The 19,761-nt window shown below is 70.0% G+C and carries 16 protein-coding genes; 6 read left to right on the top strand and 10 right to left on the bottom strand.

Going from position 1 to position 19,761, the window contains the following annotated elements:
- Window positions 1-153 precede the first annotated feature (153 nt).
- The 6 genes from tkt to ACFYY2_RS21890 all read left to right on the top strand — a co-directional run bounded on the left by tkt (window position 154) and on the right by ACFYY2_RS21890 (window position 8,004).
- A complete protein-coding gene (gene tkt, locus ACFYY2_RS21865; protein ID WP_388745332.1) occupies window positions 154-2,241 on the top strand; it encodes a transketolase in 2,088 nt (695 codons plus the stop codon).
- A 34-nt stretch (window positions 2,242-2,275) separates the two neighbouring features.
- Window positions 2,276-3,394: a transaldolase gene (gene tal, locus ACFYY2_RS21870; RefSeq protein ID WP_388745334.1), complete on the top strand. Its 1,119-nt coding sequence runs from the start codon at window positions 2,276-2,278 to the stop codon at window positions 3,392-3,394.
- A 5-nt stretch (window positions 3,395-3,399) separates the two neighbouring features.
- Entirely contained in the window at window positions 3,400-4,932 is a 1,533-nt protein-coding gene (zwf, locus tag ACFYY2_RS21875) for a glucose-6-phosphate dehydrogenase (RefSeq protein WP_388745336.1), read from the top strand.
- Window positions 4,929-5,960 carry a glucose-6-phosphate dehydrogenase assembly protein OpcA gene (gene opcA, locus ACFYY2_RS21880; protein WP_388745338.1) on the top strand — a complete coding sequence of 344 codons (1,032 nt, stop codon included), beginning with the start codon at window positions 4,929-4,931 and terminating at the stop codon, window positions 5,958-5,960. Before zwf ends, opcA begins: the two co-directional genes overlap by 4 nt.
- Window positions 5,957-6,739 carry a 6-phosphogluconolactonase gene (pgl, locus tag ACFYY2_RS21885; protein ID WP_388745340.1) on the top strand — a complete coding sequence of 261 codons (783 nt, stop codon included), beginning with the start codon at window positions 5,957-5,959 and terminating at the stop codon, window positions 6,737-6,739. The genes opcA and pgl overlap by 4 nt, the downstream gene beginning before the upstream one ends.
- A gap of 212 nt (window positions 6,740-6,951) precedes the next feature.
- Complete coding sequence (locus ACFYY2_RS21890; protein WP_388745342.1) at window positions 6,952-8,004, top strand: aldo/keto reductase; 1,053 nt, start codon at window positions 6,952-6,954, stop codon at window positions 8,002-8,004.
- A gap of 53 nt (window positions 8,005-8,057) precedes the next feature.
- Here the strand turns inward: ACFYY2_RS21890 and pgi are convergent, their stop codons facing one another.
- The 10 genes from pgi to uvrC all read right to left on the bottom strand — a co-directional run bounded on the left by pgi (window position 8,058) and on the right by uvrC (window position 19,650).
- Window positions 8,058-9,710, bottom strand: a complete 1,653-nt coding sequence (pgi, locus tag ACFYY2_RS21895) for a glucose-6-phosphate isomerase (protein WP_388745344.1) — start codon at window positions 9,708-9,710, stop codon at window positions 8,058-8,060.
- Window positions 9,711-9,865: 155 nt separating this feature from the next.
- Window positions 9,866-10,201 carry an RNA polymerase-binding protein RbpA gene (locus ACFYY2_RS21900; RefSeq protein ID WP_078598194.1) on the bottom strand — a complete coding sequence of 112 codons (336 nt, stop codon included), beginning with the start codon at window positions 10,199-10,201 and terminating at the stop codon, window positions 9,866-9,868.
- A gap of 109 nt (window positions 10,202-10,310) precedes the next feature.
- Window positions 10,311-10,547: a preprotein translocase subunit SecG gene (secG, locus tag ACFYY2_RS21905; protein WP_327119744.1), complete on the bottom strand. Its 237-nt coding sequence runs from the start codon at window positions 10,545-10,547 to the stop codon at window positions 10,311-10,313.
- 137 nt (window positions 10,548-10,684) lie between these two features.
- Window positions 10,685-11,473 carry a triose-phosphate isomerase gene (gene tpiA, locus ACFYY2_RS21910; protein ID WP_388745347.1) on the bottom strand — a complete coding sequence of 263 codons (789 nt, stop codon included), beginning with the start codon at window positions 11,471-11,473 and terminating at the stop codon, window positions 10,685-10,687.
- 6 nt (window positions 11,474-11,479) lie between these two features.
- Window positions 11,480-12,691, bottom strand: coding sequence for a phosphoglycerate kinase (locus ACFYY2_RS21915; protein ID WP_388745349.1), 1,212 nt, complete (start codon window positions 12,689-12,691; stop codon window positions 11,480-11,482).
- Between the two features lie 111 nt (window positions 12,692-12,802).
- On the bottom strand, window positions 12,803-13,813 hold the full coding sequence (gene gap / locus ACFYY2_RS21920) for a type I glyceraldehyde-3-phosphate dehydrogenase (RefSeq protein ID WP_104789935.1): 1,011 nt from the start codon (window positions 13,811-13,813) through the stop codon (window positions 12,803-12,805).
- An 800-nt stretch (window positions 13,814-14,613) separates the two neighbouring features.
- Complete coding sequence (gene whiA / locus ACFYY2_RS21925; protein ID WP_327119736.1) at window positions 14,614-15,603, bottom strand: DNA-binding protein WhiA; 990 nt, start codon at window positions 15,601-15,603, stop codon at window positions 14,614-14,616.
- Window positions 15,594-16,628 carry a uridine diphosphate-N-acetylglucosamine-binding protein YvcK gene (gene yvcK, locus ACFYY2_RS21930; protein ID WP_388745352.1) on the bottom strand — a complete coding sequence of 345 codons (1,035 nt, stop codon included), beginning with the start codon at window positions 16,626-16,628 and terminating at the stop codon, window positions 15,594-15,596. Before yvcK ends, whiA begins: the two co-directional genes overlap by 10 nt.
- The gene (gene rapZ / locus ACFYY2_RS21935) at window positions 16,628-17,599 is read right to left on the bottom strand and encodes an RNase adapter RapZ (RefSeq protein ID WP_388745354.1); all 972 of its coding nucleotides are present in this window, start codon (window positions 17,597-17,599) and stop codon (window positions 16,628-16,630) included. The genes yvcK and rapZ overlap by 1 nt, the downstream gene beginning before the upstream one ends.
- Window positions 17,596-19,650 carry an excinuclease ABC subunit UvrC gene (uvrC, locus tag ACFYY2_RS21940; protein ID WP_388745356.1) on the bottom strand — a complete coding sequence of 685 codons (2,055 nt, stop codon included), beginning with the start codon at window positions 19,648-19,650 and terminating at the stop codon, window positions 17,596-17,598. The genes rapZ and uvrC overlap by 4 nt, the downstream gene beginning before the upstream one ends.
- Window positions 19,651-19,761 lie beyond the last annotated feature (111 nt).

A 19,761-nucleotide genomic window follows, 5' to 3' on the forward strand; every position in this document is an offset into this window, starting at 1 on the left:
AACTCCGCAGGTCGGCCGCACCGTGGAAAGGGCAGAAGTACCCCCTTGCGTCAGGGGTAGGCTCGACAATGCCCGGTGCGGTAACCAGCCACCGGTTCCGGTGCGGTAACCAGTCACCGGTTTACGAACAGTGGAGAGGAGCCCTGACTCAGGGTGAGCACCAAGCCGACCACCACAGACCTCCAGTGGACCGAATTGGACCAGCGGGCCGTGGACACCGCGCGTGTCCTCGCCGCGGACGCCGTACAGAAAGTCGGAAACGGCCACCCGGGTACGGCGATGAGCCTCGCTCCGGCCGCGTACACCCTCTTCCAGAAGGTGATGCGCCACGACCCGGCTGACGCCGACTGGACCGGCCGCGACCGCTTCGTGCTGTCGGCGGGCCACTCCAGCCTGACGCTGTACACCCAGCTGTACCTGGCAGGCTACGGCCTCGAACTGGACGACCTCAAGGCCTTCCGCACCTGGGGTTCCAAGACCCCCGGCCACCCGGAGTACGGCCACACCACGGGCGTCGAGACGACGACCGGCCCGCTGGGCCAGGGCGTCGCCAACGCCGTGGGCATGGCGATGGCCTCGCGCTACGAGCGCGGCCTCTTCGACCCGCAGGCGGCTCCCGGCACCTCCCCGTTCGACCACATGGTCTGGGTGATCGCCGGTGACGGCTGCCTCCAGGAGGGCATCTCGGCCGAGGCGTCCTCGCTCGCCGGCCACCAGAAGCTCGGCAACCTGGTGCTGCTGTGGGACGACAACCACATCTCGATCGAGGGCGACACGGAGACCGCGGTCTCCGAGGACACCCTGAAGCGCTACGAGGCCTACGGCTGGCACGTCCAGCGCGTCGACCAGCTCCCGAGCGGCGACCTGGACCCCGAGGGTCTGTACCGCGCGCTGCAGGCCGCCAAGGCCGAGACGGAGCGCCCCTCCTTCATCGCGGCACGCTCGATCATCGCCTGGCCCGCCCCGAACGCCCAGAACACCGAGGCCGCGCACGGCTCGGCGCTCGGCGACGAGGAGATCGCGGCCACCAAGCGCGTGCTCGGCTTCGACCCGGAGAAGACCTTCGAGGTCTCCGACGAGGTCATCGCGCACACCCGTGAGGCACTGGACCGCGGCCGCGAGGCCAAGGCCGAGTGGGAGAAGGGCTTCGCCGCCTGGCGCACCGCCAACCCGGAGCGCGCGGCCGACTTCGACCGCATCGCCGCGGGCGAGCTGCCCGCCGGCTGGGAGAACGAGCTCCCCGTCTTCGAGGCCGGACACGCGGTCGCCACCCGTGCCGCCTCGGGCAAGGTCCTGCAGGCGCTCGGCGGAGTCATCCCCGAGCTGTGGGGCGGCTCGGCCGACCTGGCCGGCTCGAACAACACCACGATCGACAAGACGTCGTCGTTCCTCCCGGTGGGCAACCCGCTCCCCGAGGCGGACCCGTACGGCCGCACGATCCACTTCGGCATCCGCGAGCACTCCATGGCCGCGGCCATGAACGGCATCGCGCTGCACGGCAACACCCGCATCTACGGCGGCACCTTCCTGGTGTTCTCCGACTACATGCGCAACGCCGTGCGTCTGTCCGCGCTGATGCACCTGCCGGTGACGTACGTGTGGACGCACGACTCGATCGGGCTCGGCGAGGACGGCCCGACGCACCAGCCGGTCGAGCACCTGGCCTCGCTGCGCGCCATCCCGGGCCTGAACGTCGTGCGCCCGGGCGACGCCAACGAGACCGCCATCGCCTGGCGCGAGATCCTGCGCCGCTGGACCAAGGAGTTCGGCAAGGGCGCCCCGCACGGTCTGGCGCTGACCCGTCAGGGCGTGCCGACCTACCCGGCGAACGAGGACGCCGCCAAGGGCGGCTACGTCCTCTTCGACGCCGAGGGCGGCGAGGCGCAGGCTGTCCTGATCGCCACGGGCTCCGAGGTCCAGCTGGCCGTCGAGGCCCGCGACGAGCTCCAGGCCGCCGGCGTCCCGACCCGCGTGGTCTCGATGCCGTGTGTCGAGTGGTTCGAGGAGCAGGACCAGACGTACAAGGACAGCGTGCTGCCGCCGTCCGTGAAGGCCCGGGTCGCCGTCGAGGCGGGCATCGGCCTCACCTGGTACCGCTACGTGGGCGACGCGGGCCGCATCGTCTCGCTGGAGCACTTCGGTGCGTCGGCCGACGCCAAGGTCCTTTTCCGCGAGTTCGGCTTCACCGCGGCGCATGTTGCCGAGGCCGCGCGGGAATCTCTCGCCGCCGCCGCGCGCTGATGCGGACATACGACAAGTAGGAGATGTATTTCTCATGACAGACGCACTCAAGCGCCTCTCCGACGAGGGCGTGGCGATCTGGCTGGACGACCTGTCCCGCAAGCGGATCACGTCCGGCAACCTGGCCGAGCTGATCGACCAGAGCCACGTCGTGGGTGTCACGACCAACCCGTCGATCTTCCAGAAGGCCATCTCCTCGGGTGACGGTTACGAGCAGCAGCTCACCGACCTCGCCGCCCGCAAGGTGACGGTCGAGGAAGCGATCCGCATGATCACCACGGCGGACGTGCGCGACGCGGCGGACATCCTGCGTCCCGTCTTCGACGCGACCGACGGCCAGGACGGCCGGGTCTCCATCGAGGTCGACCCCCGCCTGGCGCACAACACCCTGGCCACGGTCGCCGAGGCCAAGCAGCTGGCCTGGCTGGTGGACCGGCCGAACACGCTCATCAAGATCCCGGCGACCAAGGCCGGCCTGCCGGCGATCACCGAGACCATCGGGCGGGGCATCAGCGTCAACGTGACGCTGATCTTCTCGCTGGAGCGCTACCGCGAGGTCATGGACGCCTACCTGGCGGGTCTGGAGAAGGCGAAGGCCGCGGGCCTGGACCTCTCCAAGATCCACTCGGTGGCGTCCTTCTTCGTGTCCCGCGTGGACACCGAGATCGACAAGCGGCTCGACGCCGTGGGCAGCGACGAGGCCAAGGCCGCGAAGGGCAAGTCCGCCCTGGCCAACGCCCGTCTGGCCTACGAGGCGTACGAGGAGGTCTTCGCGGGCGACCGCTGGGCCGCCCTCGACAAGGCGCACGCCAACAAGCAGCGCCCGCTGTGGGCCTCCACCGGCGTGAAGGACCCGTCCCTCAAGGACACCCTGTACGTCGACGACCTCGTCGCCCCGAACACGGTCAACACCATGCCGGAGGCCACGCTGAACGCGGTCGCCGACCATGGCGAGATCACCGGCAACACCGTCGCCGGCGCCTACGACCAGGCACGCGCCGATCTCGACGCCATCAAGAACCTCGGAGTCAGCTACGACGACGTCGTGCAGCTGCTCGAGGACGAGGGCGTCGAGAAGTTCGAGGCGGCCTGGAACGACCTGCTCAAGTCGACCGAGGCGGAACTCCAGCGCCTCGCTCCTTCGAAGGGCTGACCACCTTGTCTGGTGTTCCCGGAGCCAACCCGCTCCGTGACGCCCAGGACCGACGGCTCCCGCGCATCGCGGGACCGTCGGGTCTGGTGATTTTCGGCGTCACGGGCGATTTGTCCCGTAAAAAGCTGATGCCCGCTGTCTACGACCTGGCCAATCGCGGCCTGCTGCCACCGGGCTTCTCGCTCATCGGCTTCGCGCGCCGCGACTGGGAGGACGAGGACTTCGCCCAGGTCGTGCACGACGCGGTCAAGGAGCATTCCCGCACCCCGTTCCGCGAGGAGGTCTGGCAGCAGCTCAGCCAGGGCATGCGGTTCGTGCAGGGCACGTTCGACGACGACGTCGCGTTCGAGACCCTGAGGGCCACGATCGAGGACCTCGACAAGGCACAGGGCACGGGCGGCAACTTCGCCTTCTACCTGTCCGTGCCGCCGAAGTTCTTCCCCAAGGTCGTCCAGCAGCTCAAGAAGCACGGGCTGGCCGACCAGAAGGAGGGCTCCTGGCGGCGGGCCGTCATCGAGAAGCCGTTCGGTCACGACCTGGCGAGCGCGCAGGACCTCAACCAGCTGGTGCACGACGTGTTCCCGCCGAACGAGGTCTTCCGCATCGACCACTACCTCGGCAAGGAGACGGTCCAGAACATCCTGGCGCTGCGCTTCGCCAACACGATGTGGGAGCCGATCTGGAACAGGTCCTACGTCGACCACGTCCAGATCACGATGGCCGAGGACATCGGCATCGGCGGCCGCGCCGGTTACTACGACGGCATCGGCGCGGCCCGCGACGTCATCCAGAACCACCTGCTCCAGCTGCTGGCGCTGACGGCGATGGAGGAGCCCGGCTCCTTCCACCCCAAGGCCCTGGTCGCCGAGAAGCTCAAGGTGCTCACGGCGGTGGAACTGCCGGAGGACCTCGGCAAGCACACGGTGCGCGGACAGTACGCGCACGCGTGGCAGGGCGGCGAGGAAGTGCTCGGCTATCTGGAGGAGGACGGTATCGACCCCAAGTCGAAGACCGACACCTTCGCCGCGATCAAGCTGACGATCAACAACCGCCGCTGGGCGGGCGTGCCGTTCTACCTCCGTACCGGAAAGCGGCTCGGCCGCCGGGTCACCGAGATCGCGGTCGTCTTCAAGCGGGCGCCCTACCTGCCCTTCGAGTCCGGCGCGACGGAGGAGCTGGGCGGAAACGCCCTGGTCATCCGGGTGCAGCCGGACGAGGGTGTCACCGTGCGCTTCGGCTCCAAGGTGCCCGGGACCTCCATGGAGGTCCGGGACGTCACCATGGACTTCGCCTACGGCGAGTCCTTCACGGAGTCCAGCCCGGAGGCCTACGAGCGGCTCATCCTCGATGTCCTGCTCGGTGACGCCAACCTCTTCCCGCGTCACCAGGAGGTCGAGCTCTCCTGGAACATCCTCGACCCGATCGAGGAGTACTGGGACAAGCACGGCAAGCCCGCCCAGTACCCGGCCGGCACATGGGGCCCGGCAGAGGCGGACGAGATGCTCGCACGCGACGGACGGAGCTGGCGCCGGCCATGAAGATCGATCTCACGGAAACCACGTCCAGCAAGATCAACCAGGCGCTGGTGTCGGCCCGCCGTTCCATCGGCAGCCCGGCCGTCGGCATGGTGCTCACCCTGGTCATCGTCACCGACGAGGAGAACGCCTACGACGCGCTCAAGTCGGCGACGGACTCCGCGCGCGAGCACCCCTCGCGGATCATCGTGGTGATCAAGCGGGTCAGCCGTTCGCCGCGTTCGCGGCGCGACGCGCGCCTCGACGCGGAGATCCGGGTCGGTTCCGACTCGGGCTCCGGCGAGACCGTCGTCCTGCGTCTGCACGGTGAGCTGGCGAACCACGCCCAGTCGGTCGTCCTGCCCCTCCTGCTGCCGGACGCCCCGGTCGTCGTGTGGTGGCCCGAGGACGCTCCCGCGCACCCGGCGAAGGACCCGCTCGGCGCGCTCGCCCAGCGGCGCATCACCGACACCTACTCGGCCGAGCACCCTCTCGACGAGCTGTCGGTGCGTGCGGCGACGTACCAGCCGGGCGACACCGACCTGGCCTGGACCCGCATCACCCCGTGGCGCTCCATGCTGGCGGCGGCACTCGACCAGCTGCCCGCCCAGATCATCTCGGCCACGGTCGAGGGAGAGTCGGACAACCCCAGCTGCGAACTGCTGGCCATGTGGCTCGCGGACCGGCTCGGTGTCCCGGTGGAGCGCACCCTGTCCGGCGGCCCGGGTCTGACGGCCGTCCGGATGGAGACCAAGAGCGGTGTCATCGTCCTGGACCGGGCCGACGGTTCGCTCGCCACGCTGTGCATGGTGGGTCAGCCGGACCGTGCCGTGGCCCTGAAGCGGCGGGAGACGGCGGAACTCCTCGCCGAGGAGCTGCGGCGCCTGGACCCGGACAACATCTACGAGTCCGCGGTCAAGTTCGGTGTGGAGCGCCTCGGCGGTCCCGCGGAGGCTTCGTCCGTCGGGTCCGGCAGCAAGCAGTCGGCCCCGACCGGTGCCGCGGCGCCCGCCGCGAAGAAGGCGGCGGCCAAGAAGGCGGCGTCGAAGTGAGTGCACCGCAGCTCGTCGTGCACCGCGACAAGGAGCTGATGGCCCAGGCCGCGGCGGCCAGGCTGATCACGAGGATCGTGGACGCCCAGGCCGCCCGCGGTCAGGCCTCGGTGGTGCTGACCGGCGGGCGCAACGGCAACGGTCTGCTGTCCGCCCTCGCCGACTCGCCCGCCCGGGACGCGATCGACTGGTCGCGGCTCGACCTGTGGTGGGGGGACGAGCGCTTCCTGCCCGAGGGCGACCCGGAGCGCAACGTCACGCAGGCCCGCGAGGCCCTGCTGGACAAGGTGGAGCTGGACCCCTCCCGGGTCCACGCGATGCCGGCCTCCGACGGACCGTACGGCGGCGACGCCGACGCGGCCGCCGCGGGGTACGCCGCCGAGCTGGCGGCAGCGGCGGGCCCGGAGGACCACGGGCCCGTGCCGACGTTCGACGTGCTGATGCTGGGCGTCGGCCCGGACACGCACGTCGCGTCGCTCTTCCCGGAGCTGCCGGCGGTGCGGGAGACCGAGCGCACCGTCGTCGGTGTGCACGGTGCTCCGAAGCCGCCGCCCACCCGCGTCACGCTCACGCTGCCCGCCATCCGCGCGGCGCGCGAGGTGTGGCTGCTGGCCGCGGGTGAGGACAAGGCGGAGGCGGCGGAGATCGCGCTGTCGGGTGCCGGGGAGATCCAGGCCCCGGCGGCCGGGGCGTACGGCCGTGGCCGCACGCTGTGGCTGCTGGACGCCGCGGCGGCCTCACGGCTGCCACGGGCGCTGTACCCGCCGGCTTCGGCGTAGCACGAGTCACGGCAGAGGCCCGGCCCGCTCCCAGGAGCGGGCCGGGCCTCTGCCGTGGACGGGTCCCGTATCGAGCCTGGACCTCAACACCGCTTCCGGCGAGGGGTGTTCGTGAGGCGGAGTGGCCCGCGGAACCTGCCGACGGCCTTGTGGTCGAGTGCACTCCAGCTCCTAGACTGACGGGCCCGACCAGCCAGCGACGGAGCACACGCATGCGCTATCGAGTACTCGGCAGGACCGGCATCGAGGTCAGTACCCACTGCCTCGGCACGATGATGTTCGGCTCCATGGGCAACCCCGACCACGAGGACTGCGCGCGCGTCATCAACACCGCGCTCGACGCCGGCATCAACTTCGTCGACACCGCGGACATGTATGCGGCCGGGGAGAGCGAGCAGATCGTCGGAAAGGCCCTCAAGGGCAGGCGCGACGACGTCGTGCTGGCCACGAAGGTGCACTTCCCGCTGGGCGAAGGACGCAACCGCAGCGGCAACTCGCGCCGCTGGATCGTCCGGGCCGTCGAGGACAGTCTTCGGCGCCTGGACACGGAGTGGATCGACCTGTACCAGGTGCACCGCCCCGACCACACCACCGACGTCGAGGAGACGCTGTCCGTCCTCGGCGACCTGGTGACGGCGGGGAAGATCCGTGCGTTCGGCTGCTCCGCGTTCCCCGCCGAGGACCTCGTCGAGGCCCATCACGTGGCCGAGCGGCGCGGGCTGATGCGTCTGCGTACGGAGCAGCCGCCGTACTCGATCCTCGCGCGCGGCATCGAACGGTCCGTGCTGCCCACCGCCCAGCGGCTGGGCATGGGCGTGCTGACCTGGTCACCGCTGGCTTCGGGCTACATGTCCGGCGCCTACCGCGAGGGCCGGCCCGCGGATCTCACCACCGGCCGCGCGAGGCACACCCCACACCGCTTCGACCCCGCCGTACCGGGCAACCCGGAGAAGCTGGCAGCGGTCGAACAGCTCGCCCTGCTCGCGGAGGAGCTGGGCCGCACCCTGCCGGAACTGGCGGTGGCCTTCCCGCTGGCGCACCCCGCCGTCACATCGGTGATCATCGGTCCGCGCACCATGGACCAGCTCACTTCACTGATCGAGGGAGCCGGCCTGATACTCGACGACGCGGCCCTCGACCGTATCGACGAGATCGTGGCACCGGGCACCGACCTCTACCGGGCCGACGGAGTCTGGCAGCCGCAGTCCCTCACCGAGAAGGCGCACCGCAGGCGCCCCGCCGGAGAACGGGCGGCGGCGGACTGATCCGGGGAGGGGGCGGCAGGAGCCCCGCCGCCCCCTCCCCGTGGCCGGACGGCTCAGCGGCCCCGCAGCGAGCGGTAGGTCGACACGAGCGCCGCGGTGGAGCTGTCGAGCTGCTCCCCGCCGGTGCCCTCGGTCAGCACGGGCTCGATCTTCTTGGCGAGGACCTTGCCGAGCTCGACGCCCCACTGGTCGAAGGAGTCGATGTTCCAGACCGCGCCCTGGACGAACACCTTGTGCTCGTACAGCGCGATCAGCTGGCCGAGCACCGACGGTGTGAGCCGCTCGGCGAGGATCGTGGTCGTCGGGTGGTTGCCGCGGAAGGTCTTGTGCGGCACGAGCTCCTCGGGCACACCCTCCGCACGGACCTCCTCGGGCGTCTTGCCGAAGGCGAGCGCCTGGGTCTGGGCGAAGAAGTTGGCCATGAGCAGGTCGTGCTGGGCGATCAGCCCGGGCAGCAGGTCCTGGACCGGCGTCGCGAACCCGATGAAGTCGGCCGGGATGATCTTCGTGCCCTGGTGGATCAACTGGTAGTAGGCGTGCTGCCCGTTGGTCCCGGGGGTGCCCCAGACGACCGGGCCGGTCTGCCACTCGACCGGATTGCCGTCCCGGTCCACGGACTTGCCGTTGGACTCCATGTCCAGCTGCTGCAGGTACGCGGTGAACTTGGACAGGTAGTGGCTGTAGGGCAGGACCGCGTGTGCCTGGGCGTCGAAGAACTGGCCGTACCAGACGCCCAGGAGCCCCAGCAGCAGCGGTACGTTCTCTTCGGCCGGCGCCGTGCGGAAGTGCTCGTCGACGAGGTGGAAGCCGTCGAGCATCTCGCGGAACCGCTCGGGCCCGATGGCGATCATCAGCGACAGGCCGATGGCCGAGTCGTAGGAGTAGCGTCCGCCGACCCAGTCCCAGAACTCGAACATGTTGGCCGTGTCGATGCCGAAGTCCGTGACCTTGTCCGCGTTGGTGGACAGCGCCACGAAGTGCTTGGCGACGGCCTCCTGACCGGCCTTCAGCCCGGTGAGCAGCCAGTCGCGCGCCGAGGTGGCGTTCGTGATGGTCTCGATCGTGGTGAAAGTCTTGGACGCGACGATGAACAGCGTCTCGGCCGGGTCGAGGTCGTGGACGGCCTCGTGGAGGTCGGCGCCGTCGACGTTCGACACGAAGCGGACGGTCAGCGAGCGGTCCGTGAAGGAGCGCAGCACCTCGTAGGCCATGGCCGGTCCGAGGTCGGAGCCGCCGATGCCGATGTTCACGATGTTCTTGACCGGCTTGCCGGTGTGACCGGTCCACTCGCCGGCCCTGACCCGGTCGGCGAACTCCGCCATCCGGTCCAGCACGGCATGCACGGCCGGCACGACGTTCTCGCCGTCGACCTCGATCACGGCGTCGCGCGGGGCGCGGAGCGCGGTGTGCAGGACCGCGCGGTCCTCGGTGGTGTTGATCTTCTCGCCGCGGAACATCGCGTCCCGCAGGCCCGCCACTCCCGTGGCGGCGGCGAGGTCGCGCAGCAGACGCAGCGTCTCGTCGTTCACCAGGTGCTTGGAGTAGTCGATGTGCAGGTCGCCGACCCTGAGGGTGTAGGCCGTCCCACGGTCCGGCGCCTGCGCGAACAGCCGGCGCAGATGCGTGTCGCCGAACTCCTCACGGTGCTTGCCGAGCGCCGCCCATTCGGGCAGCTGGCTGAGCTTGGTCCGGCTCTTTGCGTTCATCCCTGAATTCGCCCACTTCTTCTCGTGCCTGCAACCTTCCCCGCTGCATCTCCAACCTAATTGATCAGGCGGTTATGCCCGGGCAGCGGCAGGCTGGAGAACGGCACAAGAACTCCGGCCGGGCACCCAGGGGGTGACCGGCCGGTGGACAACTTCTAGATCTCGCCGCGGAGTTTCGCGAGGGCTTCGGCGAGGATGGCTTCGCCGTCCGCGTCGCTGCGCCGTTCCCGTACGTACGCCAGATGCGTCTTGTACGGCTCGGTGCGGGGCGGGGCCGGCGGGCTGTCCCGGTCCTGTCCGGCCGGGAAGCCGCAGCGCGGGCAGTCCCAGGTCTCCGGTACCTGCGCGTCATGGGCGAAGCTCGGCTGCGTCTCGTGCCCGTTCGAGCACCAGAAGGAGATGCGGAGACGCGGCGCGGACTCGCCTCGCTCGGCCTCCCCCATCGGCCCCGCTCCGACCCGGCTTCCCCGGATCGCGTTGCCACTTGCCACGGTCGTAACTCCCTGCGTGATGGTGCTCGAAGATGCCCCAGTCTACGTAAGGCCCAACGCGCGTCCAGTGAAAGGAGTTACACCCTCACCGGGAATCGCGGACGACGGGTCAGCTGTCCAGTTTGATCAGCAGCGCCAGGACGACGATGCACGCGAACCAGGACAGACCGACCACCACGGTGATGCGGTCGAGGTTGCGCTCGGCGACCGACGAGCCACCGACGGAGGACTGCATTCCGCCACCGAACATGTCGGAGAGGCCGCCACCCTTGCCCTTGTGCATCAGCACCAGCAGCATCAGCAGCAGGCTGAAGACGATCAGGGCGATCTCGAACGCCAAAATCACGGCTGGTCCCTACTTTCCGGAATTCCTTGGTCTGCATGTACGAACAGCGGGGGCCGGGGGTGTACCCCCCTCGGCCCCCGCAAGGGTACGACGGATCCGCTCCACCGCATACTCACAGGTGGCGGAAGCGGACGATCCTACTGGTCGCGGAAGCGGACGATCTTGACGAACTCGTCGGCGTCGAGAGCGGCACCACCGATGAGGGCGCCGTCCACGTCGGGCTGCGCCATGATGGCCGCCACGTTTCCGGACTTCACCGAGCCGCCGTACTGGATGCGGACGGCGTCGGCCAGCTCCTGCGAGTAGAGCTCGGCGAGCCGGCGGCGGATCGCTCCGCAGACCTCCTGCGCGTCCTCGGGGGTGGCGACCTCGCCGGTCCCGATGGCCCAGACCGGCTCGTAGGCGATCACGATGGACTCGGCCTGCTCGGCGGGAACGTCCTTGAGGGCGCCGTCGAGCTGGGCCAGCGTGTAGGAGACCTGGTCACCGGCTTTGCGGACGTCCAGGCCCTCGCCTACGCAGAGGATGGGGGTCAGGCCGTGCTTGTAGGCGGCCTTCACCTTGGCGTTGCAGACCGCGTCGTCCTCACCGTGGTACTGGCGGCGCTCGCTGTGGCCGACGGCCACGAACGTGCACTTCAGCTTGGCGAGCATGGAGCCCGAGATCTCGCCGGTGTACGCACCGGAGTCGTGCGCCGAGAGGTCCTGCGCGCCGTACTTGATCTTCAGCTTGTCGCCGTCGATCAGCGTCTGCACCGACCGCAGGTCGGTGAAGGGCGGCAGGACGGCGACCTCGACCGCGTCGTAGTCCTTGTCGGCCAGGGCGAAGGCGAGCTTCTGGACGTGCGCGATGGCCTCGAGGTGGTTGAGGTTCATCTTCCAGTTGCCCGCCATGAGCGGCGTGCGGCCTTGTGCGGAAGCAGTCATTGAGGGTCAGTCCTCCAGTGCGGCGAGGCCGGGAAGCGTCTTGCCCTCGAGGTATTCGAGGCTGGCACCGCCACCGGTCGAGATGTGTCCGAATGCGTTTTCGTCGAAGCCCAGGATGCGGACGGCGGCCGCGGAGTCCCCTCCGCCGACGACGCTGAAGGCCGGGGAGTCGAGGAGCGCCTGGGCGAGGGCGCGCGTACCCCCGGCGTAGTCGGGGTGCTCGAAGACGCCCATGGGGCCGTTCCAGAAGACGGTGGCCGCGTCGGCGAGCTTCGACGCGTACAGCTTGCGGGTCTCGGGCCCGATGTCCAGGCCCTCCTGGTCGGCAGGGATGGCGTCGGCGGCGACCGTGGTGGGGTTCGCCGGGGCCTTGGTCTTCAGGTCCGGGAACTCGCGGGCGACCAGGACGTCGACGGGGAGCACGAACTCCACGCCGAGCTCCTCGGCCCGCTTGAGGTAGCCCTGGACGGCGGGGACCTGGTCCTCCTGGAGCAGCGAGATGCCCACCTCGTAGCCCTTGGCCTTGAGGAAGGTGTACGCCATGCCGCCGCCGATGAGGATGCGGTCGGCCTTCTCCAGCAGGTGGTCGATGACCCCGAGCTTGTCGGAGACCTTGGCGCCGCCGAGAACCACGGCGTACGGGCGGGCGACGTCCTCGGTGAGCTTCTTCAGGACGCCGACCTCGGTGGCGATCAGACCGCCGGCCGCGTGGGGCAGGCGGGCCGGGAGGTCGTAGACCGAGGCGTGCTTGCGGTGGACGGCGCCGAAGCCGTCGCCGACGTAGACGTCGGCGAGCTCGGCCAGCTGGTCCGCGAAGGCGCCGCGCTCGGCGTCGTCCTTGGAGGTCTCACCGGCGTTGAAGCGAAGGTTCTCGATGACGGCGACCCGGCCGTCGGCGAGCCCGGCGACCATGGAGCGGGCGGACTCCCCCACGGTGTCGGTCGCGAAGGCGACCTCGGCACCGAGCAGCTCGCCCAGGCGCGCGGCGGCGGGCGCCAGCGAGAAGGCGGGGTCCGGGGCACCCTTGGGGCGGCCGAGGTGCGAGGCGACGACGACGCGGGCGCCGGCTTCGGCGAGCCGGGCGACCGTCGGCAGTACGGCGCGGATGCGGCCGTCGTCGGTGATCGTGGTGCCGTCCAGCGGCACGTTGAGGTCGGCGCGGACGAATACCCGCTTGCCGGCGACCCCTTCGTCGAGAAGTTCGTCGATCGTCTTCATCTGTTAGCGGTACTCCTTGGAAGGACGGATGAGTACGCAAGGGGCTCGGACGGCGCCACGTCGCGCCGTCCGAGCCCCTTGCTCACATCGAGATGCCTGCCGATCCGAGGATCAGAGCTGGCCGCCGACGAAGACGGTCAGGTCGACGAGGCGGTTGGAGTAACCCCACTCGTTGTCGTACCAGCCGAGGATCTTAACCGAGTTGCCTTCCTGGACCATCGTCAGGGAGGAGTCGAAGGTGCAGGACGACGGGTCGCCGACGATGTCCGAGGACACGATCGGGTCCTCGGTGTAGGTCAGGAAGCCCTTGAGGTCGCCGTCGTCGGACGCCTTCTTGAACGCGGCGTTGACCTCGTCCTTGGTGACCTCGCGCTGCAGGGTGACGACGAGGTCGGTGGCGGAACCGGTCGGGACCGGGACGCGCATCGCGATGCCGTCGAGCTTGCCCTTGAGCTGCGGGAGGACCAGCGCGGTCGCCTTGGCGGCGCCCGTCGTGGTCGGGATGATGTTCTCGGCGGCGGCGCGGGCGCGACGCAGGTCCGAGTGCGGGAAGTCCAGGATGCGCTGGTCGTTCGTGTACGCGTGGACCGTCGTCATCAGACCCTTGACGATGCCGAAGTTCTCGTCGAGGACCTTGGCCATCGGCGCCACACAGTTGGTGGTGCAGGAGGCGTTGGAGATGACGTGGTGGTTTGCCGCGTCGTACTTGTCCTGGTTGACACCCATCACGATGGTGATGTCCTCGTCCTTGGCCGGAGCCGAGATGAGGACCTTCTTGGCGCCACCCGCGATGTGCTTCTCGGCGTCGGCCTTCTTGGTGAAGATGCCGGTCGACTCGATCACGATGTCGACGCCCAGCTGACCCCAGGGGATGTCGGCCGGGTTGCGCTCGGAGAGCACCTTGATGGTGTGGCCGTCGACGGTGATGGTGTCGGCGGTGTGGCTGACCTCTGCCTTGAGCCGACCCAGGATGGTGTCGTACTTCAGCAGGTGGGCAGTGGTCGCGGTGTCACCCAGGTCGTTGACAGCCACGATCTCGATGTCCGCACCCTGCTCCAGCAGCGCGCGGAAGTAGTTACGACCGATGCGGCCAAAGCCGTTGATGCCTACGCGGATCGTCACGAACCGATCTCCTCGTTAGGAACGCCGGTTTCGATGCCGGCGAGTTTTATTAGGGATGTCCCCGACCGCCTCCGACCCTACCTCTCCCAAGGCCCGGGAGTGACATCGAGTGGAGGGGCGCGGAGAGGGAGTTGCCTACTCCCCGGTAGGAGCCGCCACCTCCGGTTCCGGGCGGGCATCGACGGCGAAGCCGGCACCTCAGACGGTCACCAAGCGTCAACACCCCCCGCCCGAGCGACCCCTTGCCGTGCGGAGTCCGGCGCGGGGCACAGCGGCTCACCGTCACCGGCAGTCACCGGGGCGGGCTCGGGCCCCGTGGACGCCGACTGCGGCACGGCGTTCGGCAATGCCGCCGGGGTGCCTGTTTTCCGCCGTAAGAGGATTCGGCCCGGAGTCGTGCGCTCAATTGTGCGGACGGGCTCTCAATGGATGAATTTCCCGCCGCAGCGCCCTTTTGGCGTGCACGGACCTGGGGGGCGCGCGATCTTAAACGCTCATTCTCGCGGGGCCGCGCTCAATCGATGGACTCGGTCCTTTCGGCCAATTCCGCTCACCGCTTTACGGGTGGACGACGGACCGGCTCCGGCGGGGTTTACCGACTGGTGGCGCTACCCGGGGACGCGCGGCCCGCCCCCAAGTCCGCCCCCCAAGTCCGATGCCGTCACCGGCGGCCGCTCCTGCGCCCGGTGCGTGTGCGTGCGCCTGTGCGAGACGGTGAGGACCTCGGGCGGGCCCGGGTCCCGGCCGACGTCCTCACCGTCTCGCGCCGCCGCTCCCGTGCGGGCGGCGTGTCACCGTTCTCAGCCGACGAGGCCGTCGGCCATCTCCTCGCTGAGCGTCGCCTCCGTGCCGGGGATCCCGATGTCCTGGGCCCGCTTGTCGGCCATCGCGAGCAGGCGCCGGATCCGGCCCGCCACCGCGTCCTTGGTCAGCGGCGGGTCCGCGAGCGCGCCCAGTTCCTCCAGGGAGGCCTGCTTGTGCTCCATGCGCAGCCTTCCGGCGGCGGCCAGGTGCTCCGGGACCTCCTCGCCCAGGATCTCCAGCGCGCGTCCCACCCGGGCTCCCGCGGCCACCGCGGCACGGGCCGAGCGGCGCAGGTTGGCGTCGTCGAAGTTGGCGAGCCGGTTGGCCGTGGCGCGGACCTCGCGCCGCATACGGCGCTCCTCCCAGGCCAGCACCGACTCGTGGGCGCCGAGACGGGTCAGCAGCGCGCCGATGGCGTCACCGTCACGGACGACGACACGGTCCACGCCTCGCACCTCGCGGGCCTTGGCCGCGATGGAGAGCCTGCGCGCGGCCCCGACCAGGGCGAGCGCGGCCTCCGGACCGGGGCAGGTCACCTCGAGCGAGGAGGAGCGGCCCGGCTCCGTGAGCGAGCCGTGTGCGAGGAAGGCGCCACGCCAGGCCGCCTCGGCGTCGCAGGTGGCCCCCGAGACCACCTGCGGCGGGAGACCGCGGATCGGGCGGCCTCGGCCGTCCACCAGGCCGGTCTGGCGGGCCAGCTGGTCACCTCCGGCCACCACGCGCACCACGTAGCGCGAGCCGCGGCGCAGTCCGCCGGGAGCCATCACGATGAGCTCCGAGCTGTGCCCGAAGATCTCCAGGATGTCCCGCTTGAGCCGACGGGCCGCCATCGCGGTGTCCAGCTCGGCCTCGATCACGATCCGGCCGCTCACCAGGTGGAGCCCGCCCGCGAACCGGAGAATCGCCGAGACCTCTGCCTTTCTGCAGCAGGTCCGGGTCACGGGAAGCCGAGAGATTTCGTCCTTCACCGCTGGCGTCATCGCCATGGGCCGATCCTTCCATGCATCCGAAAAATACGGTCGTACGCGGCGGCCAACAGCTCCGGATCGTGAATCGGAACGCCGTCGGGTGAGGCCACGGGGGCCAGCTCGACCGCGGCTCCGAGCCGCTGGGCGGCGTCGGCGAGGGACTCGCGGTCGGGCACGGCGGCCTCGTCGGCCAGCACCACGTCCATGGCGAGTTTAGGGGCGTGTCGTCCCAAAACCTCCAAATGACGCTGCGGTGAGAAGCCATCTGTTTCACCGGGCTGCGGTGCGAGGTTCAGCGAGAGGACCTTACGCGCCTTCGTGGTCACCAGTGCGTCGAGCAGTTGTGGCACCAGGAGGTGCGGAATCACGGAGGAGAACCAGGATCCCGGCCCCAGCACCACCCAGTCCGCGTCGAGGACCGCGGCCACCGCCTCCGGTACCGCCGGCGGGTCGGCGGGAACGACGTGGACGGACTGCACCTCGCCCGGGGTCAGCGCCACGGTCGCCTGACCTCGCACGGTGGAGACGTCCTCGGGGAGGCCGGGGTCGTGTCCCCGTACCAGGGCCTGGAGCTCCAGAGGGACGGCGGACATCGGCAGCACCCGGCCGTGGGCTCCGAGCAGCTTGCCGACGAGGTCGAGGGCCTGCACGTGGTCGCCCAGCTGTTCCCACAGGGCGACGATGAGCAGATTGCCCACCGCGTGCTCGTGCAGGTCGCCCTTGGACTCGAAGCGGTGCTGGATGACCTGGGACCACGTGCGGCCCCATTCGTCGTCGCCGCAGAGCGCCGCGAGCGCTTTGCGCAGGTCGCCGGGCGGCAGCACACCGAGCTCCTCGCGGAGCCGGCCGCTGGAGCCGCCGTCGTCGGCGACCGTGACCACGGCCGTGAGATCGCCGGTGATCCGGCGCAGCGCCGTCAGGGACGCCGACAGCCCCATCCCGCCGCCGAGGGCGACGACCTTGGGCTGTGCGCCGCGCTTGCGGCCGGAGAGGGCGGCCGTGGCCCTGCTCAGACGCCGCTGACGCAGATTGCGACCGGCCACTACTCGCGCCCCATGTCCCGGTGGACGAGGACGGTCTCGATGCCTTCGGTGGACAGCCGGGCGGCCAGCTTCTCCGACATCGCCACGGAGCGGTGCTTGCCGCCCGTGCAGCCGACGGCGATGGTGACGTAGCGCTTGCCCTCGCGGCGGTAGCCGGCGGCGATGAGCTGCAGGAGTTCTGTGTACTGGTTGAGGAACTCCTTGGCGCCGGGCTGGTCGAAGACGTAGTCGGACACTTCCTCGTTGAGCCCGGTGAACGGACGCAGCTCCGGTACCCAGTGCGGATTCGGCAGGAACCGGCAGTCGACGACGAGGTCGGCGTCGACGGGCAGGCCGTACTTGAAGCCGAACGACATCACCGTCGCACGGAGCTCCGGCTCCTCGTCCCCGGCGAACTGGGCGTCCATCTTGGCGCGCAGCTCGTGGACGTTGAGGCTGGAGGTGTCGATGACGAGGTCGGCGTCACCGCGCAGCTCGCGCAGCAGGTCCCGCTCGGCCGCGATGCCGTCGACGATCCGTCCGTCGCCCTGCAGCGGGTGGGGGCGGCGGACGGATTCGAACCGGCGCACGAGGGCGTCGTCGGAGGACTCCAGGAAGACGATCCGCCGGGTGACGCTCTTGGCGGCCAGGTCGGCGAGCGACTCCCGGAGGTTGTCGAAGAAGCGGCGTCCGCGTACGTCGACGACGACGGCGATGCGGGCGACGTTGCCCTGGGAGCGGGCGCCGAGCTCCACCATGGTGGGGATCAGCGCGGGGGGCAGGTTGTCGACGACGAACCAGCCGAGGTCCTCCAGACACTTGGCGGCGGTGCTGCGCCCGGCGCCCGACATGCCGGAGATGATGACCAGCTCGGGGATGGCGGGCGTGGTGGTCCCGGTCGTCTCCGTGGTGTTTCCGCTTCCCGTACTCACGTGTACCGCTCCGTCTGCTCGGTCGCCTTCGTCCTGGCGTTCATGCGCGTGCTCGGTCATGTCGTGCCGTCCCCGTCGTCCTCTTCAATGATCTCTCCTGTGGCGGTGTTCACGGCGGGTGCGGCGGGGGCCGCCGTGGCGAGGGCTGCGGCCACCGATTCCGCCGTCCTGCGCCCTATCCCCGGGACCTCGCAGATCTCGTCGATTGTGGCCTGCCGCAGCCGCTTCACGGAGCCGAAGTGCTTGATCAGCGCCTGCTTGCGGGTCTCGCCGAGCCCGGAGACGTCGTCGAGCGGGCTGCTGCGGATGCGCTTGGCCCGCTTGGCCCGCTGGTAGGTGATCGCGAAGCGGTGGGCCTCGTCCCGGATGCGCTGGAGGAGGTAGAGGCCCTCGCTGGAGCGGGGCAGCACCACCGGGTCGTCGTCGTCCGGCAGCCAGACCTCTTCCAGTCGCTTGGCGAGACCGCACACGGCGATGTCGTCGATGCCCAGCTCGTCCAGCGCCCGCTTCGCGGCGGCGACCTGGGGCTGTCCGCCGTCGACGACGACGAGCTGCGGCGGGTAGGCGAAGCGCTTGGGGCGGCCGTCGTCCTCGCGGGGCTCCTCGGGCGGCGGTGCGCCCGCCGGGTCCGCGCCGTTCACGGTCGGTTCCGTCCCGGGGGCGGGGGCGGGGCCGGTGGGCGCCGGGGTCTCCTCCCACTCCCCCGTACGCTCCTTCTCCTGGAGGTACCGCTTGAAGCGGCGGCCGATGACCTCGTGCATCGACCGGACGTCGTCCTGCCCCTCGAAGCCCTTGATCTGGAAGCGCCGGTACTCGCTCTTGCGTGCGAGCCCGTCCTCGAAGACGACCATGGACGCGACGACGTCGTCGCCCTGCAGGTGCGAGATGTCGAAGCACTCGACGCGCAGCGGCGCGGTGTCGAGGCCGAGGGCCTCGGCGATCTCCTCCAGGGCGCGTGACCGGGTCGTGAGGTCCGAGGCGCGCTTGGTCTTGTGCAGCCCCAGCGCCTGCTGGGCGTTGCGCTGGACCGTGCCCATCAGGTCCTTCTTGTCACCCCGCTGCGGGATGCGGAGGCTGACCTGGGAGCCTCGCCGGCCGGCGAGCCACTGGGACACGGCGTCGGGGTCCTCGGGGAGCGCCGGGACGAGCACCTCCTTGGGGACGGAGTCGCCGGTCTCCTCGCCGTACAGCTGCTGCAGCGCGTGCTCGACGAGGCCGGCCGTGTCGACCGCCTCGACCTTGTCGGTGACCCAGCCGCGCTGGCCCCGCACCCGCCCGCCCCGGACGTGGAAGATCTGCACCGCGGCTTCGAGCTCGTCCTCCGCGACGGCGATCAGGTCCGCGTCGGTGGCGTCGGCGAGGACCACGGCGCTCTTCTCCATGGCCCGCTTCAGCGCGCCCGCGTCGTCACGGAGCCGGGCCGCCCGCTCGTACTCCATGTCCTCGGCCGCCTGCATCATGTCCTTCTCCAGGCGGCGGATGTACGTCCCGGTGCGGCCCGTCATGAAGTCGCAGAAGTCCTCGGCCAGTTCCCGGTGTTCGTCCGGGCTGACGCGGCCGACGCACGGTGCGGAGCACTTGCCGATGTACCCGAGGAGGCAGGGCCGGCCCGTGCGCTCGGCGTTCTTGAACACCCCGGCGGAACACGTCCGGACGGGGAAGACCCGGAGCATCAGGTCGACGGTCTCGCGGATCGCCCAGGCGTGCCCGTACGGACCGAAGTAGCGGACGCCCTTCTTCTTGGCCCCGCGCATGACCTGGACGCGCGGGAACTCCTCGTTGAGCGTGACGGCGAGGTAGGGATAGCTCTTGTCGTCGCGGTACTTGACGTTGAACCGGGGGTCGAACTCCTTGATCCAGCTGTACTCCAGCTGCAGCGCCTCGACCTCGGTGGAGACCACGGTCCACTCGACGGACGCGGCCGTGGTGACCATCGTGCGGGTGCGCGGGTGCAGGCCGGCCAGGTCCTGGAAGTAGTTGGCCAGGCGCTGGCGCAGGTTCTTGGCCTTGCCGACGTAGATCACCCGGCGGTGATCGTCGCGGAACTTGTAGACCCCCGGGGAGTCGGGGATCTGTCCCGGCTTGGGGCGGTAGCTGGAGGGGTCTGCCATGTCTCACACCCTACTTGCGGGCGGTGACACGGCGGCATTTCCGTGACACCGGTGACCGCCGGCACCCGGGCCCCGACGTGTCCGCGGGCCCCGCCGCGGGGCGCGACGGCT

The sequence above is a fragment of the Streptomyces sp. NPDC001822 genome (assembly GCF_042892135.1).
Classification (GTDB): domain Bacteria; phylum Actinomycetota; class Actinomycetes; order Streptomycetales; family Streptomycetaceae; genus Streptomyces.